Origin of the sequence: Sphingobium sp. PAMC28499 (assembly GCF_004795815.1) — a bacterium.
Lineage (GTDB): Bacteria > Pseudomonadota > Alphaproteobacteria > Sphingomonadales > Sphingomonadaceae > Sphingobium > Sphingobium yanoikuyae.
This window is the reverse complement of sequence record NZ_CP039248.1, coordinates 3,585,140-3,601,683: the sequence shown is the minus strand read 5'-3', so window position 1 is coordinate 3,601,683 and position 16,544 is coordinate 3,585,140. Positions and strand designations below refer to the sequence as shown.

14 protein-coding genes are annotated in these 16,544 nt (G+C 67.3%); 6 read left to right on the top strand and 8 right to left on the bottom strand.

The features are described 5' to 3' along the window. Positions 1–10: 10 nt before the first annotated feature. Positions 11–2,686 (bottom strand): hypothetical protein, encoded by a 2,676-nt coding sequence (locus E5554_RS17175; protein WP_136187536.1) that lies wholly within the window; start codon positions 2,684–2,686, stop codon positions 11–13. An 81-nt stretch (positions 2,687–2,767) separates the two neighbouring features. Here E5554_RS17175 and E5554_RS17170 point away from each other — a divergent pair, with 81 nt between their 5' ends. From E5554_RS17170 to E5554_RS17150, 5 genes are all read left to right on the top strand, one after another. Next, positions 2,768–3,070 carry an Hpt domain-containing protein gene (locus E5554_RS17170; protein WP_037511783.1) on the top strand — a complete coding sequence of 101 codons (303 nt, stop codon included), beginning with the start codon at positions 2,768–2,770 and terminating at the stop codon, positions 3,068–3,070. Positions 3,071–3,159: 89 nt separating this feature from the next. Further along, positions 3,160–4,332: a hypothetical protein gene (locus tag E5554_RS17165; protein ID WP_136187535.1), complete on the top strand. Its 1,173-nt coding sequence runs from the start codon at positions 3,160–3,162 to the stop codon at positions 4,330–4,332. Positions 4,333–4,408: 76 nt separating this feature from the next. After that, positions 4,409–5,494 carry a DUF2336 domain-containing protein gene (locus E5554_RS17160; protein WP_210729762.1) on the top strand — a complete coding sequence of 362 codons (1,086 nt, stop codon included), beginning with the start codon at positions 4,409–4,411 and terminating at the stop codon, positions 5,492–5,494. Further along, the gene (locus E5554_RS17155) at positions 5,491–6,882 is read left to right on the top strand and encodes a HAMP domain-containing sensor histidine kinase (protein ID WP_136187534.1); all 1,392 of its coding nucleotides are present in this window, start codon (positions 5,491–5,493) and stop codon (positions 6,880–6,882) included. The genes E5554_RS17160 and E5554_RS17155 overlap by 4 nt, the downstream gene beginning before the upstream one ends. Positions 6,883–6,958: 76 nt before the next feature. Continuing rightward, positions 6,959–7,300 carry a gamma-glutamylcyclotransferase gene (locus E5554_RS17150; protein WP_136187533.1) on the top strand — a complete coding sequence of 114 codons (342 nt, stop codon included), beginning with the start codon at positions 6,959–6,961 and terminating at the stop codon, positions 7,298–7,300. Positions 7,301–7,360: 60 nt separating this feature from the next. Here the strand turns inward: E5554_RS17150 and E5554_RS17145 are convergent, their stop codons facing one another. Beyond that, complete coding sequence (locus E5554_RS17145) at positions 7,361–8,647, bottom strand: citrate synthase (RefSeq protein WP_010336542.1); 1,287 nt, start codon at positions 8,645–8,647, stop codon at positions 7,361–7,363. 20 nt (positions 8,648–8,667) lie between these two features. Then, a complete protein-coding gene (gltX, locus tag E5554_RS17140; RefSeq protein ID WP_169861118.1) occupies positions 8,668–10,140 on the bottom strand; it encodes a glutamate--tRNA ligase in 1,473 nt (490 codons plus the stop codon). 19 nt (positions 10,141–10,159) lie between these two features. Here gltX and E5554_RS17135 point away from each other — a divergent pair, with 19 nt between their 5' ends. Beyond that, positions 10,160–12,292, top strand: coding sequence for a ComEC/Rec2 family competence protein (locus E5554_RS17135; RefSeq protein ID WP_168708733.1), 2,133 nt, complete (start codon positions 10,160–10,162; stop codon positions 12,290–12,292). On the opposite strand, the gene lexA is transcribed toward E5554_RS17135, so the two are convergent. The 5 genes from lexA to trpD all read right to left on the bottom strand — a co-directional run bounded on the left by lexA (position 12,283) and on the right by trpD (position 16,492). Further along, entirely contained in the window at positions 12,283–12,960 is a 678-nt protein-coding gene (gene lexA / locus E5554_RS17130) for a transcriptional repressor LexA (protein WP_097383507.1), read from the bottom strand. The two genes, E5554_RS17135 and lexA, sit on opposite strands and share 10 nt — an antisense overlap. A gap of 88 nt (positions 12,961–13,048) precedes the next feature. Beyond that, positions 13,049–14,233 carry a gephyrin-like molybdotransferase Glp gene (gene glp / locus E5554_RS17125; RefSeq protein WP_136187531.1) on the bottom strand — a complete coding sequence of 395 codons (1,185 nt, stop codon included), beginning with the start codon at positions 14,231–14,233 and terminating at the stop codon, positions 13,049–13,051. Next, a complete protein-coding gene (moaC, locus tag E5554_RS17120) occupies positions 14,230–14,715 on the bottom strand; it encodes a cyclic pyranopterin monophosphate synthase MoaC (RefSeq protein WP_136187530.1) in 486 nt (161 codons plus the stop codon). Before moaC ends, glp begins: the two co-directional genes overlap by 4 nt. Beyond that, on the bottom strand, positions 14,712–15,503 hold the full coding sequence (gene trpC, locus E5554_RS17115) for an indole-3-glycerol phosphate synthase TrpC (protein WP_136187529.1): 792 nt from the start codon (positions 15,501–15,503) through the stop codon (positions 14,712–14,714). The genes moaC and trpC overlap by 4 nt, the downstream gene beginning before the upstream one ends. Beyond that, positions 15,500–16,492: an anthranilate phosphoribosyltransferase gene (gene trpD / locus E5554_RS17110; protein WP_136187528.1), complete on the bottom strand. Its 993-nt coding sequence runs from the start codon at positions 16,490–16,492 to the stop codon at positions 15,500–15,502. The genes trpC and trpD overlap by 4 nt, the downstream gene beginning before the upstream one ends. Between the last annotated feature and the right edge of the window lie 52 nt (positions 16,493–16,544).

The window sequence follows — 16,544 nt, the reverse complement described above, 5'->3', positions numbered from 1 at the left end:
CCCCTGATCCTTATTGGCGCAGGCGCTCGATCGCCTGGGCAAGGGCGACATAGAGCTTGCCCATGTCGGACGAGAGGATGGCGACGCCCAGCGCATTGCCGTCACGCGCCGACAGGATGATCCGCAGCATCGCCTCGAAATCGTGGATGTAGCGGTTCACATGCTCGCGGAAATCGGCGTCATTGTCATAATGGAGCGCGATTTCGCGGGATTCGCCGGCATCGAGCAGCTTGACCGCACGGCGGGTGAAGACGCCGCGATCGCCCTTGAGATAGGCCGACCAGTTGGTGTCGGTCACATCGTTGGACAGGATCTTGGCGACGTCGATCGCGGTGCTGTTGAGCGATTCGATCAGCAGGGCGGAGCGGCGCGAGAAATGGTCGCGATCGCGTTCCTCGGCCGCGCGGCCGGCTTCCTCGATCCTCTGTTCCAGCCCGGCGCTGGTATCGGCGATCGTCATCAACTGGCGGGTCAGCCGGTCCGAGGCATTGTGCGCGGCGCGCACGGCCTCTTCCGCGACATCGGCCAGCTTCTCGATCTGGGCCGAAACCTGATCGCCGACCGCCTGCTGCATCGCCTGTTCGCTGGCTTCGGCCAGGTTCTGCACGGCGTCGGGGATGGCGCGCCCGAGCGCCTGACGGGCGCGTTCGGCGGCCTGTTCGGCGGTGTCCTTGACGCGGAGCAGCGCGGTGATGAGCAGCGGGCCGGCACCTTCGGTGATGCGGGTCGTATCCTCATGCGCCGCGTCGAGCGCAGTGCGCAGCTTTTCCACCAGTTCGCGGTTGGATTCGATGCCGCTTTGCGTGCTTTCCAGCCATTCGGAGAGACGGCGGCCCTGGCCGCGCAGCATCTCTTCGGCTTCCTGGGTGCGGCCGACCAGCGCTTCCGAAATGGCTTCCAGCCGTTCCAGTTCGGGCGTCGCGGCGCCCAGCATGGCGCGGCTGGTTTCCAGTCGGGCGTCGAAGCGGGCGAGCGCGCCGGGGTAGGTTTCGTCCAGCTCGCGGACGCTGGAGTCGAGCGCCACCATCAGCGTTTCGGCATTGCCGATCAGCTTTTCGGCGGTGGTGCCGCCGTCATGCAGCGCCGTGTCGATCCGGCGGGTTTCCTCGGTCAGGCGGGTCAGCGCGTCGGTCAGCTTCTGGCTGCGGGCGAGGGCATTATCCTCCAGCGCGGCAAAGCGGGCCTCGGCCTGGTCGATCGTCTGGTTGAGCGTGCCGTGCAGCCCGGCCATCAGGCTGCGCTGTCCTTCGACCAGATCGTTGATCTGGTGCAGGCGGCTTTCGACCTCGCCAATATCGTCGGCAAGGCCAGCGACGGTGTCGGTGCCGATCGCGGCGATACTATCGCGCGACCGGGTGATGAGGCTGTCGAGCGCACCGGCCTGATCGCGCAGCCCGGCATCGGTCAGGGCGAGCGTTTCGCGGGCCTGGAGCAGGGTTGCGTCGAGCCGCTGGCGCAGATCATCCTCGATCGAGCCAAGATCCTGGCCCAGCGCGGCGAGCGCATTCTGGCTGGTGGCGGTGATGCTGGCCTGGGCACGGGCGACCAGCGCCTCCAGCGTGGCGCGCTGGGTCGAAAGCCCTTCCTGCGCGCGCTCCATCGTGTCGCGCACCTGATCCATCGAGGTTTCGAGGCGACCGCGCAGCGATGCCTCGACCAGATCAAGATCCTGGGTGAGGGCGCGAACGGCACCATCGCTGGTTTCGCCGAGCGACAGGGCAACGCGATTGACCAGCACGTCCAGTGCGGCCGACTGGGCATCGATGTCCTGCCGGGTCTGGTCCATGGCGGCGCGCGCGCTCTGCGCCGATGTCTCGATCCGCCCGGCGGCGATGTCGGCGAGGCCGTTCACCTCGTCGGTGGCGCTGCGGGTCGTCTCCTGCAACTGGCCTAGCTGGCTCGACAGGCTCTTGGTCGCGGACAGGGTGCGGGTGCGGGTGTCGTCGGACAGTTCGCCCAGCGCGTGGAGGCGCGCTTCGAGCGTGTCGATCCGTTCGGCGAGCGCATGGCCATTGTCCATGATCTGCGCGGCCATGCGCACGGCCCGTTCTTCGAGCTGCGGCATGGCGGCGATCAGCGCGTCCATGCGCGCGACCAGGGCGGTGCCAGCACGCTCGGCGCTTTCGGCGCGATCGGCGGTGGTCTGGGCGCGGCCGGCGATCAGTTCGGCCGATGCCTCCATATTGCTGCTGGCGGCGGCGCCATAGCTGTCGAGCAGTTCGGCCTGGTCCTGCATCGTCTGGCGCGCGGATTCGAGCCGGTCGGCGATCCGGCCGAGGCGCAGTTCGAGCAGTTCTGCCTCGGTCCGCAGCGCATGGGCGGTATCGAGATAGCGGCGCGATTCGGCGCGGCTGTTACGCACGATCAGCAGATAGGCGATGCCGAGCAGGCTGATCGGCACCAGCAGCGTGGCGACGAGCGCGGGCCAGGCGGCCGGGCCGGCACGCCACTGATCCGACACGATCGTTGCCCAGAGCGCGAAGCCGAGCCAGAACGCGGCCAGCAGGCCGAGGCCGATCCGGGCGTTGCGCACCAGCTTTTCGCCTTCCCCCTGCGCGTCGTCAGGGGCATCATCAATGTCCAGTACGGCCTGCTTCAATAGCAGGATGTCATCCGCGGCCGGCGCGTTGCCGGTCGCGTTTCCCTCGTCTCGCCAGAATTCGACGATTGTGCTGCCCCCATTCATGGGTGTGATCCTATCATCTTTTCCGTCTGCGCAAATGCCTTGTTACCAAAACTTAACGCAATTTCGATAGCTTCCGTCCCCATGTCCTATGATCCTGGCGCTCTTAATGCGGCATTGGCCGCCGCCGTCGGCGAAGACGCGGTGCTGATCGCCGATCTGCGCGTGGCTTTCCTTGAAAGCGCGGAGCGCCATCTCGACCTGATGAGCCGGGCGCGCTGCGACGCCAATTGGGAATTGGCGGCCTGGCGTTTGAAAGGCCTGGCGGCGAGTTTCGGCCTGACCAGCCTGATGGCGCTGGCGGACGAGGCGGTCGAGGCCGCGCCGGGCGATCCGCGCGCCTTGCAGCGTTTGCGCAGCACGATCGCGCTGCTTCAGCAGGGCTGAAACCGGTGATTTGAAAGCGGCTGCTTGCGCTGCGTCGTTCGGCTTGCAAGAAGATCGTCGCAATCAAAACGGGTCGGTTTCCAGACAATATGACATTCGCGGCCATTCTCAGTGCCAGCCGGGCTTCAAGCGATTCGCCTGCAGCGCTTCGCGCCACCCTGCATTTCGCCGGCCAGACGCTGGTCGAATATCAGGCGCGACAGGCGGTCCGGGCCGGTGCGGACCGGATCATGATCCTGGTCAGCGTCATCACGCCGGCCATTTCGCAGGCGGTCGACCGGCTGAGCGCGGACGGCATTGCCGTCGCCCTGATCCGCGACATGGTGTCGATGGTGCGCGATGCGCCGCGCGACGCCGATGTGCTGCTGGTGGCCGATGGCGCGGTGGTGGCGCAGGGCCATTATGACGCGCTGGCGGGGCAGGCGGGCAATGCGCTGCTGGTCACCGACGACAGCCGCGCCAGTGCGCCGTTCGAGCGCATTGACGCGGGGCAGCGCTGGGCCGGGCTGGCGCGGATCAATCCGGCGCTGCTGTTCGGCACGCTGGACATGATCGGCGACTGGGATCTGGCGCTGACGCTGGTGCGATCGGCGGTGCAGGGCGGTGCGGTGCGAATCACCGTGCCGCAGGATGATCTGCTGGAAGGCCGAGTCGCGCTGGTCGACGGGCAGGAACAGGCGGACCTCGCCGCGCAGGCGGTGATGTCGACCGGGACGCGGTCGGGATCGTCCAGCCGCGGCGGGATCGAACATTATCTGTTCGGGCCGCTGGCCCGGCTGCTCGGCCCCGCATTGATGCGCAGCCAGGTGCCGGCGATGCAGGTGCGGATCGGTTCGATCGCGCTGGCCGGCATTGCGCTGATGCCGCTGGAACTGGGCTGGCCGGGCACCGGGCTCAGCCTGTTGCTGCTGGCGCTGCTGCTGGCGGAACTGGCCGATCGGCTCGATGAAATGGCGCTGCGCCGGCCGCCGAGCGGCTGGATCGCCTTTCTGGCGCCGGGGCTGGCGCTGATCGGCGTGATGCTGTCGGGCAGCGGGATGGTGCCCAACTATCTGGCGTTGCTGCTGGGCATCATCACGCTTGCCGATCGCTGGCGCCGGACCGGGGCGGCCCGCCCCTGGATGATCTTCACGCCCGGCACCGCGTTGCTGGTGCTGCTGGCAGCCCTACTGACGGGGGCGGAGGCATTTGGTTTCGACGTTGCCATGCTGGCGGCGATCGGATCGATCGGGGCGATCATCCTGTCGCGTCGGGGCGGATGATTTTTGTCGCATCGAGATCGTTGATTTTCTGTCAGGGTTTAGTGCATTTTAACGACGTGGGGTTATGCTGCCTTGCATGAGCGCCCACACGTCCCTTGCCGGATCCATCATGGCGGACAGCTGGCCCATGGCACATGTCATGGCCGGCATGTCGGCCGTGCCCGTCGGCCATGCGATTGATCTCGCCTTTTTCTTTCCGGTCGAGGACCGGGCGCGCCATGATGCGCTGATCGCCGAGACCCGCCGTCATCTGGGCGGATGCCTGACTGCGATCGAAACCGCATTGCGGCTGAGCCTGGCGGGCGATCCTGCCATTGCGGCAGCGCTGGGGCGCTGGCCCGAGGGGCTGTGCTGGCCGACCATCTGTGCGCAGCCGACCCTGCTGGGGCCGGCCCTGCTGGCCCATATGCAGATGCGCGCGGGGGTCAGCCTGTTGCTGCGGCAGATCGGGCGCCCCGATGGCGAGCCGCCGGAACAGCCCGAGGCCGAGTCGATCCTGTCGTCGGACGATCCCGAAATTGGTGACGCGATCGTCGCGCTGGCGCTGGCCGAGGGGCAGTGGCAGGCGATGGGGGGCGAGGATCAGCCGATGCGGCCCGATCTGCCGGCCGAACATTTCGCCGAACTGGTATGGACGGCTGCGGCCTGTCTGGCGGCGGTGGTGCAGCGGACCGCGCTGGAGCCCGACAATCAATTGCTCGGCGCGTTCGAGCGGGCGGGCTGGGCGCTGCTTGCCAGCCATGACGAAAGCAACGGCCCGATCGCGGCCGCCGACCAGCTGGTGCGCCGGCTGGGGCCGCAGGCCGATGCGCCCGACCTTCTGGGCGCGGCGCTGGGGCAGCGGCGTTTCCTGCTGTTTGCAGCGCTGGCCGGGCGACGGCTGCGCCTTGGCACCGCGCAGGTGACGGACATATTGATCATGGGGCCGGTGATGCAGGTGGCGACACTGTGCCGGGCGCTGGGCGGAACCGGGGCGGATTATCGCCATCTGCTGCTGGCGCTGCGGCCGGTGCGGCCGGGTCTGTCGGACGCGGTGATCGTGGCCGAGGCCGACCAATATCAATTGCTGAGCGACGTGAAGGCGGAAGCCGTGGTGGGCGCCCTGCGCGCGCCGGCCGCCTTCCGCGCGAAGCTCGATCATTTGCGGCGCGTCACCGGATGAACATGACGCTCCACCCCTCCATCGTCCGGGCAACGGCATCGGCGGACGGCACGCTTCTGAGTGCCGATGCGCCGCTGCTCGCCTTGCAGCGGGAGGCGGGGAGCGATCTGCTGGGGCCGCTCGCCATTCCGCAACTGGCCGCCGTGGTGCGGCTGGCGGCGCGATTGGGTGTCACCGTATCGCGGCCGGTGGTCGCGGCCGCCGAGCGAGGCGATATCGACATGTGGGTGCGGGCGCGCAGCGACGAAGGGCCGGACGGGCGCATCGTGTCGCTGGCGGTGGTCGACTGGAGCGAGCGGCCGCCGCTCGCCAATACCGGCGATCATAGCCGGCGCGAGGCCGATCTGGCGGCGCTGGCCGATGGCTGGACCTGGCAGATCGACACCCAGTTGCAGTTCCAGATGGCAATTGCCGGGACCGACCGGCAGGGCGCATTGCCGACGCAGCCGCCCCTGCCGGGCAGTCGTTTCTCCAGCTATTTCGAGCTGCAGAGCGATGGTGAGGGTGACATGGCGATCCTGCGTGGCTTCACCCAGCGCCGCGCCTTCCGTGATCAGGTCGCGACATTGGTGCATGATCCCGAACAGCATGTGCGGCTGGCGGGCTTTCCGCTGTTCGATCTGGCCGGCCATCTGGTCGGCTATCGCGGCAAGGCCTGTCCGATCGAGCGGCCGCCGGCGCTGGCGCGGGCGGATACGACGCAATTGTCGCTCTATCCCGGTGAGTTCGGCAAGCGGCTTGATCGATCGCTGCGCCAGCCGCTGGGGCGGATCATCGCGAATGCGGACACGATCGGCGCGCAACTGGAAGGGCCGCTGCGGCCCGATTATGCCGATTATGCCAATGATATCGCGACCGCTGGCCGTCACCTGATGGCGCTGGTCGACGATCTGGCGGATCTGCAGGCGATCGACCGGCCCGATTTCGGCGTGATCATCGAGGATGTCGACCTCGCCGACCTGGGCCGGCGGGCCGGCGGCCTGCTGACGGTCAAGGCGCTGGATCGGCACATCAAGATCCATTGCCCGGATGTCGACCAGATATTGATGGCGAGGGGCGAGTTCCGCCGCGTGCTGCAGATCCTGGTCAATCTGGTCGGCAATGCGGTGCGCTATTCGCCCGAGGGATCGCACGTGCGCATCGTCGTGGAGCGGGAGCACCGGCAGGCACGGGTGCTGGTGATCGACCAGGGTGCGGGCGTGGCGCTGGAGGATCGCGAGAAGATTTTCGACAAGTTCGAGCGGCTGGGACGTGACGATCCGGGCGGTAGCGGGCTGGGCCTCTATATCTCGCGCAAGCTGGCGCGGGCGATGGGCGGCGACATCAGCGTCGGCGGCACACCGGGCGAGGGCGCGCGCTTCATCCTGACTTTGCCGGTGTTCGACTGACGGGTGCGCGATCGCGCTTATATGAGATAAAGAGCGCTTGTTTGTCCGGCCGATGCTGCCCCGATAGGGTGGTGGCATGGACAGATCGCATTGCCTGGCCACCTATGGCACGCTGGCGCCCGGACGGGCCAATCATCATCAACTGGCGCAGCTGCAGGGCAGTTGGCAGGCGGGGCATGTGACCGGCCATCTGGTCGCGCATGGCTGGGCCGCGTCGATGGGCTTTCCCGCCTTCATTCCCGACGAGGGCGGCGGGGCGGTGCCGGTCCAACTGTTCCGCTCGCCCGACCTGCCGGCGCATTGGGCGCGGCTCGATGCGTTCGAGGGGGCGGATTATCGCCGTGTCGCGATCGATGTCGTTACCGATCAGGGGCGGGTGCCGGCCTGGATCTATGTCCATGCAGGGGTAGGCGGCTGAGCCCTGAACGAAAAACGGCGCCCGATGGGGCGCCGTTCCTCTTGTCTCTGTGACCGCGTCTTAGCGCTTGTCGACGGCGACATAGTCGCGCTGCGTCGGGCCGGTGTAGAGCTGACGCGGACGGCCGATCTTCTGCGCTGGGTCCGAAATCATTTCGTTCCACTGCGCGACCCAGCCGACGGTGCGCGCGAGGGCGAAGAGCACGGTGAACATTTCGGTCGGGAAGCCGATCGCCGAGAGGATCACGCCCGAATAGAAGTCGACATTCGGGTAGAGCTTCTTCTCGATGAAGTAGGGATCGTTGAGGGCGATCTGCTCCAGTTCCTTGGCGACGTCGAAGATCGGGTCGTTGACGCCCAGCTTCTCCAGTACGTCCTTCGCGGTCTTCTGCATCACGGTCGCGCGCGGATCGTAATTCTTGTAGACGCGATGGCCAAAGCCCATCAGGCGGAACGGATCGTCCTTGTTCTTGGCGCGGGCGATATATTCCGGAATGCGATCGACGGTGCCGATTTCGCGCAGCATGTTGAGCGCGGCTTCGTTCGCGCCGCCATGTGCTGGCCCCCAAAGGCAGGCGATGCCGGCCGCGATGCAGGCGAACGGGTTGGCGCCCGACGAACCGGCGAGACGGACGGTCGAGGTCGACGCGTTCTGCTCATGGTCGGCATGCAGGGTGAAGATCTTGTCCATCGCGTCGACAACGATCGGATCGATCTTATACTCTTCCGCCGGGACCGAGAAGGTCATGTTCAGGAAGTTGGCGGTGTAGCTGAGGTCGTTGCGCGGATAGACGAAGGGCTGACCCACCGAATATTTGTACGCCATCGCAGCGATCGTCGGCATCTTGGCGATCAGGCGGTGGCTCGCAATGCGGCGCTGTTCCGGATCGTTGATGTCGGTCGAGTCATGGTAGAAGGCCGACAGGGCGCCGACGACGCCGACCATGATCGCCATCGGGTGGGCGTCACGACGGAAGCCGCGGAAGAAGGCGGTCAGCTGTTCATGCACCATGGTGTGGCGCGTGATGGTGTTGGTGAACTCGGCCAGTTCCTTGGCCGACGGCAGTTCGCCGTTCAGCAGCAGATAGCAGACTTCCATGAAGCTGGACTGTTCGGCGAGCTGGCCGATCGGATAGCCACGATGCAGCAGCACGCCGGCGTCGCCATCGATATAGGTCAGGCCCGACTCGCAGCTGGCGGTCGAGGTGAAGCCCGGATCGTAGGTGAACATGCCGGTGTTGGCGTAGAGCTTGCGAACGTCGATGACCTGGGGACCGACGGTGCCATCCATGATGGCATAGTCCTTGGCCTCTCCGCCAACGGTCAAACTGGCATTATTATCCGACATGTTTTTCTCCTTAACTGCCGTCAACCGGCCACCACGTGCCCCGCAGCGGTCAGTCGCTTCAAGCTTTCCTCTTTCCCCAGAAGGAAGAGGACATCAAAAATACCCGGCGAGACCGTACGCCCGGTGAGCGCCGCACGAAGCGGCTGTGCCACCTTGCCCAGGCCAAGCCCCGCATCCTCTGCCACGCGGCGTATCACTTCATCGATCGCTTCAACCGTCCAGGACTGGACGGGCTGGAGAGCGTCGGCTGTCTTTTTCAGCAGCTCACGCGCGGGTTCATCTAGCAGAGCAGACGCCTTCTCGTCAAAATCGAGCGGGCAAGATTTGAACAGAAACTCCGCGCCTTCTGCAATTTCGTTAAGCGTCTTGGCCCGCGGCTTGAGCGAAACCATCGCTTGGGTCAAAATATCGCGCTGGGCGTCATTCAGTTGCGTATCAAGACGCGACTCAACGCGCGGGGCGACCAGGGCGGCCAGGCGCGCCTCGTCGGCCTCGCGCAGATAATGGCCGTTCAGATTTTCCAGCTTCTTGATATCGAAACGCGAGGGCGAGCGGCCGACGCCGTCGATATCGAACAGTTCGATGGCGCGTTCGATCGAGATGATCTCTTCATCGCCATGGCCCCAACCCAGGCGCAGCAGATAGTTCAGCACCGCTTCGGGCAGCATCCCCATCTCGTCGCGATAGGCGTCGACGCCGAGCGCACCGTGGCGCTTCGACAGCTTCGCGCCGTCCGACCCGTGGATCAGCGGGATATGGCCATAGACCGGCTCTTCCCAGCCCATTGCCTTGATGATGGCGAGCTGGCGGAAGGCGTTGTTGAGATGGTCGTCGCCGCGGATGACATGGGTGACACCCATGTCATGGTCGTCGACCACGACGGCCAGCATATAAGTGGGGGTGCCGTCCGACCGGAGCAGGATCATGTCGTCCAGTTCGGCATTCTGCACCACGACGCGGCCCTGGACCGCATCCTCGATGACCGTTTCGCCGGTCCGAGGGGCCTTGATGCGGATGACGAAGGGCGCGCCTTCGGGCGCTTCCTCGGGCGAGCGGTCGCGCCAGCGACCGTCATAGCGCATCGGCTGCTTGGCGGCGCGCTGCTGTTCGCGCAGCTCGGCCAGCTCTTCCTGCGTCGCATAGCAGCGATAGGCATGGCCATTGGCGAGCAACTGATTGGCGACCTCGGCATGGCGCGGGGTGCGCTCGAACTGGAACACGGCGGGCTCATCGCCGCCCAGGTTCAGCCATTCCAGACCGTCGAAGATGGCTGCCACGGCTTCCTCGGTGGAGCGGGCGCGATCCGTATCCTCGATGCGGAGCAGGAACTTGCCGCCATGATGGCGCGCGAACAGCCAGTTGAACAGCGCGGTGCGGGCGCCGCCAATATGCAGGAAGCCCGTTGGCGACGGGGCGAAACGGGTCACCACCTGCTTGTTCAATCCCGTTGCACTTGCCGTCATATTCGCTGACATTCTTCCTGCCTGATCCATGGATGCGACGCCCCCTAGCATGGCTTTTGAGCCACGACAAACGTCCGTTGGGCGCAGGACGGTGCGTATTGCGCACAATGGATTTGCGCGGATCGAACAATGGCTGGAGGTGGAGCGCGAACAGCTTGCCTTGTGGGTGCCGGTGGCGCTGGGCGCGGGCATTGCCGGCTGGTTCGTGCTGCCGGGGCCGGCACACTGGCTGGCCTGCTGCTGCGGGGCGCTGGGGCTGGCCTGTCTGGCGCTGTTGCTGCCGGTGGGCGCGCGATTGCGGCATATGCTGGTGGCGGGCGGCTTGTTGGCTTGTGTTGGTTGCCTGCTGGTCTGGGGCAAGGCGACATGGCTGGGTCAGCCGCCGCTGGCCCGTCCCATATTCGCACAGGTGACCGGCACGGTGACGGCGGTTGCCAAGCTGCCGGCGCAGCAGATGGTGCGGGTGGGCTTGCGCCCGATCGCGGCGCCGGCGCTGCCCGCGGCGATCCGGGTGAATATCGCGGAGGCGGAGGTGCCCGAAGGACTGGGCAAGGGGGCGGTGCTGCGCTTTCGCGTGCGGCTGATGCCGCCCGCGCCGCCGAGCGTGCCGGGGGCGTTCGACTTCGCGCGACGCGCCTATTTCCAGGGGATCGGGGCGACCGGGCGGGCGCTGGCGCCGGTCGAGATGGTGGAGCAGGCGCGCGAGGCGCCGATGCTGCGGGCGCGGCTGTTCGATCATATCAGCGGACAGGTGGCAGGCGCATCGGCGGGGATTGCGGTGGCGTTGGCGACCGGCGACCAGGGCGCGATTGCCGAGGCGGATGCAGAGGCGATGCGGCGTAGCGGCCTTGCCCATCTTCTCTCGATCAGCGGCCTGCATGTGACGGCGCTGATCGGGGCGGTGATATTTCTGCTGTTGCGCCTGCTGGCGCTGATCCCGCGTGCGGCGCTGGACTGGCCGCTGATGCTGATCGCGGCGGCCGGCGGCGCGCTGGCGGGGATCGGCTATACGCTGCTGACGGGCGCGGAGGTGCCGACGGTGCGATCCTGCATCGCGGCGCTGCTGGTGCTGGGCGGGCTGGCGCTGGGGCGCGAGGCGATCACCCTTCGGCTGGTGGCGACCGGGGCGCTGGTGGTGCTGGTCTTCTGGCCCGAGGCGCTGATCGGGCCGAGCTTCCAGATGAGCTTCGCCGCCGTGGTCGCGCTGGTGGCGCTGGGCGAGCATCGGCGGTTCAAGGCGTTCGCGATGGCGCGGGACGAGCCTTGGCCGCGCAAGGCCGGACGGACGGTGGCGGCGATGCTGATGACCGGCCTTGCCATCGAACTGGTGCTGGCGCCGATTGCCCTTTTCCATTTTCACAAGGCAGGTTTGCTCGGCGCGGTGGCCAATCTGGTCGCGATCCCGCTCACCACCTTCGTCATCATGCCGCTGGAGGCGCTGGCACTGGGCTTCGACCTCGTCGGGCTGGGCGCGCCCTTCTGGTGGCTCACGGCCAAGGCGATCGCGCTGTTGCTGGCCGTGGCGCACGGCGTGGCGGCCAGCCCGATGGCGGTGATGCTGGCGCCGGCGGTGCCGGGCTGGATTTTCGGGATCATTGTCGTTGGTGGTCTGTGGTGCCTGCTGTGGCGCAGTCGCTGGCGCTGGCTGGGGTTGGGGCCAATCGCAATCGGCCTGGCCGGCATCGCGCTGCTGGCGCCGCCCGATATCGTGGTGACGGGCGATGGGCGGCATGTCGCGGTGCGGACGCCGGCGGGGGCGATGGCGCTGCTACGCGAGGGGGCGGGTGATTATGTGCGCGACGTGCTGAGCGAGAGCGCGGGCTATGACGGGACGCTGGAGGCGATCGCGAAGATGCCGCAAGCGCGCTGTTCGACCGATCTGTGCGCCGTGACGTTGCCGCGGGGCGGGCGCGACTGGCGCTTGCTGGTGACGCGCAATGCGATGCTGGTCGATCGGCCGATATTGGAGCGGGATTGCGCGGCGGCGGATATCGTCATCAGCGACCGGGGCCTGCCCTGGTGGTGCCGGCCGCGCTGGATGAAGATCGACCGCCGGCTGCTATCCCGCACCAGCGGCCTATCGATTGGCCTTGAAAGCGGCAAAGTTCACACCGTCCATCGGCCCGGAGACGCGCATCCGTGGATCGTGCGCCGCCGGCCCCGAACAGCCGGTCAGTTGTAGCGGCGCAACAGGCCGGCGAGCTTGCCCTGGATGCGGACCTGGCGCGGATCGTAGATCTGCGGTTCATAGGCGGCATTGGCGGGATCGAGCCTGACCCGGCTGCCTTCGCGGCGGAAATATTTGAGCGTCGCTTCGGCGTCGTCGATCAGGGCGACGACGATCTGGCCTTCGCGCGCGACATCGGTGCGCTGGATCAGCGCGAAGTCACCGTCGAGAATGCCGGCCTCCATCATCGAGTCCCCCGAGACTTCGAGCGCATAATGATCGCCCGAGCCGAGCAAGGCGGCGGGGACGGAGAGCATGGTGTGGCTTTCCATCGCCTCGATCGGGACGCCGGCGGCGATGCGGCCGTGCAGCGGGATTTCGATCACGTCATTGGCGGCGGTCGGCAGCAGCACGGCCGGAGCCGATATCTTGGGCGTCGGAATGGCCGGCGCGGGTGCGCGATGCATCGCGTCGGGCAGCTTCAACACTTCGAGCGCGCGGGCGCGGTTGGGCAGGCGGCGGATGAAGCCGCGTTCCTCCAGCGCATTGATCAGCCGGTGGATGCCGGACTTGGAGCGCAGGTCGAGCGCGTCCTTCATCTCCTCGAACGAAGGGGACACGCCGCCTTCTTCCAGCCGGGTCTGAATGAAGCTCAGCAATTCCTGCTGCTTGGGCGTCAACATCGGCGGTCCTCCATGGAACGAATGAAGAACGCATAGGAAACGGAAGGGGGCAAGTCAAGCGCGTTAAGCCATGCCCCGCTTTTGCCGGTCAGGCAGTGAGCGGGATGATGTCGACCATGTCGCCGGCAATGGCGGGGGCTGAACCGGCCGGACGGCGGATCAGGCAGTCGGCCAGCGCCATGGCGGCGGTGGCGGCGCTGTCCTGCGCGGTGACGGAAACAATACCGTCGGTGGCGCGATAGGCGCGCAGATAATCGTCGCGTTCGGCGGTCGCACCGAGCGGCGCGGCAAGGCGGGCCTGCACGATCGGCGGCAGCGGCGCGCGCGATCCGGCGAGATGGCGGACCATCGGGCAGAGGAAGAGGGTGCCGGTGACGAAGGCGGAGACCGGATTGCCCGGCAGGCCGAGAAAGGTCGCGTTGCCGAGGCGCCCGGCCATGAGCGGTTTGCCCGGCCGCATCGCGATCTTGTAGAAATCGAGCGTGCCGCCGGCGGCCGCAAAGGCGGGGCGGACATAGTCATGATCGCCGACCGAGGCGCCGCCGGTCGAGACGATGATGTCGGCCTGTGCCGCCTGTTCCAGCGCCTGCGTCATGGCGTCAAGATCGTCGGGCACGATGCCAAGGTCGATCACGTCGCAGGGCAGGGCGGCGAGCAGGGCGGCGAGCATCGGCGCGTTGGACGAGGGGAGATAGCCCGGCGGCGTCGGCGCGCCGGGGGGAACAAGTTCATTGCCGGTCGAGAGCAGGGCGATGCGGGGCCGGGCGCCGACGGGCAGGCTGCCATGGCCGCCAAGGACGGCAAGCGCGATCTGACCCGGCGTGAGGCGGCTGCCGGCGCTGACCAGCAGCGTGCCGGCGCGGAAATCGGAGCCGAGCGGGCGGACATGCCTGCCGGGCGTCAATATGCCGTCATGCGCGGTCAGTTTGTCGCCGTCGCGCGTGGCATTTTCCTGGATCAGGATCGCATCGGCGCCGGCCGGCAAGGGCGCGCCGGTGAAGATGCGGCAAGCCTGGCCCGGTTGCAGGGCCGGGATATCGGCGTCGCCCGCGCTGCTGGTGGCGACCAGCTGCCACGGCCCGGCGCCTTCGGACGCCCGCACGGCATAGCCGTCCATCGCGGAAAGATCGGCCCAGGGCTGGTCGCGGAGTGCGGTGATGTCGGTGGCGAGCCAGCGACCGGCACAGGCGGCGACGGGCACATGTTCGGCCGGCAGCGGATCGGCAAGGGCAAGGAGCCGCGCCTGCGCGTCCGCGACCGGCATCAGGCTCATCGGCTGGCATGCTCCGGCGCGGTCCAGTCGCCCGACTTGCCGCCGCGCTTGGCGAGCAGGCGGACATCGCCGATTATCATGCCCTTATCGAGCGCCTTGGCCATGTCATAGACGGTCAGGAGTGCGGCGGTCGCGGCCGTCAGCGCCTCCATCTCCACCCCGGTCTGGCCGGCGGTGCGCGCGGTTGCGGTGACGGTGACGCCGTCGTCGTGGAGGGTAAAGTCGATGGTGACGGCGCTCAGCGGGATCGGATGGCAGAGCGGGATCAGTTCGGCGGTGCGCTTGGCCGCCATGATGCCAGCGACGCGGGCGACGGCCAGCACATCGCCCTTCTTGACGAGGCCGGCGGCGATCGCCTGTGCGGCGTCGGCGGCCATGGTGATGCGGCCGGCGGCCACCGCCTCGCGCGCAGTCACGGCCTTGGCCGAGACATCGACCATGCGGGCGGCGCCGTCTTCATCAAGATGGGTGAGGCCGGTCATGCGCCCGTCAGCAGGTTGCGTGTCGCGGCCTCGACATCGGCCTGGCGCATCAGGGTTTCGCCGACCAGGAAGCAGCGCACGCCATGATCGGCCATGGCGGTGAGGTCGGCATGCGAACCAAGGCCGCTTTCGGCGACAAAGGTGCAGCCGTCGGGCGCCTTGCCCACCAGTTCATAGGTGCGGGCGAAATCGACGCTGAAATCGCGCAGGTCGCGGTTGTTGACGCCGATCAGGCGTGAGCGGAGCTTGAGCGCGCGTTCAAGTTCGGCCTCGTCATGCACCTCGATCAGGGCATCCATGCCAAGGCCAAGCGCGGCATCCTCGATCTCCTGCATCTGGCCGTCGTCCAGCGCGGCGACGATGATCAGGATCGCGTCGGCGCCGAGCGCGCGGCTTTCGAGGATCTGCCAGGGATCGACGATGAAATCCTTGCGCAGCACGGGCAGGGCGCAGGCAGAGCGGGCGGCCATCAGATAATCGTCATGACCCTGGAAATAGGGCTCGTCGGTCAGCACCGAAAGGCAGGCAGCGCCACCGGCGGCATAGGCCACCGCATGGGCGGGCGGATCGAAATCGGCGCGGATCAGCCCCTTGGACGGGCTGGCCTTCTTCACCTCGGCAATCAGGCCGAAGCCCGAACGGGCGGCGTCGTCCAGCGCCTTGCGGAAACCGCGCGGCGGGGTCTGCTCGCTGGCGCGGGCGTGGAGCGACGCGATCGTTGTCGCGGCCTTGCGGCGGGCGACGTCCTCGCGCTTGAAATCGCAGATTTCGATGAGCTTGTTGGTCATTGATAGGCAATCCAGCAATTGAGGAGCGCGTTGGCAAGGCCGTTGTCGATCGCCTCGGCGGCCTGTTCGACGCCTTCCTGGAAATCATGGGCAGCGTCAGCCACCACCAAAGCGGCGGCGGCGTTGAGCAGCACGGCGTCGCGATAGGCGCCGGCCTCACCCTGGAGCAGGGCACGGAGCGCCGCGGCATTATGGGCCGGGTCGCCGCCGCGAATGGCAGTGACGGGATGGGTCGAGAGGCCGAGGTCCGCCGCCGTCAGGCGACGCATCGCGACCACGCCGTCGGCCGTCACCTCGGCAATGTCGTTGCCACCGGCGAGCGAGAGTTCGTCGAGCCCTTCGTCGCCCGACACGATCATCGCATGGGTCGCGCCCAGCTGGCCCAGCGCATCGGCATAGATGGGGACATAAGCGGGGCGAGCGATGCCGACGAGCTGGCGGCGGACATTGGCGGGATTGGCGAGCGGCCCCATCAGGTTGAAGATGGTGCGTTCGCCGATCGACCGGCGGATCGGACCGAGACGCTTGAGCGCAGGATGATAATTTTGCGCGAACAGGAAGCAGATGCCCAGATCCTTGAGCGTCGCTTCCGCCGTGGCGGCGGCGCGATCCAGGTCGAGGCCGAGCGCTTCCAGCGTATCGGCGGCCCCCGCCTTGGACGAGGCGGCGCGATTGCCATGCTTGGCGACCGGCACGCCGGCGGCTGCGACCACCAGGCTGACGGCGGTGGAGACGTTGAGCGTATGATGGCCGTCGCCGCCGGTGCCGCAGACGTCGATCGTGCCTTCGGGGGCATCGACCGGGATCATCCGGGCGCGCATCGCACGGGCGGCGGCGGCGATTTCCGTCGCACTCTCGCCGCGCCGCGCCATGGTGACGAGGAAGCCGGCGATCGCCTCGTCCGACAGATCGGCGTCGAACAGCAGGTCGAAGGCGCGGGCGGCTTCGTCGGCGGCCAGGGGCGCGCTGGGATCGGGCAACAGGGTCATGGGCCAAGCCTTTAGTCCCGGCCGCGCGCGAAAGTCGAGGGCGACATGCTAT